At 51.8% G+C, this 537-nt stretch carries 1 protein-coding gene; it reads left to right on the forward strand.

Annotation, left to right across the window (positions count from 1 at the left end):
• A partial coding sequence (locus ACWHAR_RS31350; RefSeq protein ID WP_452088964.1) for an FAD-dependent oxidoreductase occupies positions 1-537 on the forward strand: 537 nt, incomplete at both ends.

A 537-nucleotide genomic window follows, 5' to 3' on the forward strand; every position in this document is an offset into this window, starting at 1 on the left:
TTATTATCGGCGGAGGAATCATCGGCTGTGAATTTGCCAGTATATACAGCAGGCTGGGAGCGAATGTGATCATAGCCGAGCAGGCGGAACAGATTCTGCCTGAGGAAGATCCGGATATTGCCGCCTTTCTTTGCACAAGTCTCGAGGAGTCCGGCGTCCGTGTTTTCACATCTGTACAAGTGGAGCGTCTTGATCCTGCCAGGCAGCGCGTCTTTCTGAAAAATGGCGATGACAGCTTTAATATTCAAGCTGATCGATGTCTCGTCGCCGTCGGCCGAAAGCCGAGGACTGATGATCTGAAGCTTGACCATATCGGAGTCCAATATGACAGGAAAGGGATTCATGTCAACCAGCATATGCAGACAAACATCCCGCATATTTATGCGTGCGGGGATATCACAGGCGGGGTTCAGCTGGCGCATGCCGCTTTTCACGAAGGAACCGTCGCCGCATCCCATGCCTCAGGCAGAGACATGAAGGTCAACAGTGACATTATTCCGCGCTGCATCTATACTTCGCCTGAAATTGCAAGCGTCG

The organism is Bacillus sp. LR--39 (genome assembly GCF_053613335.1).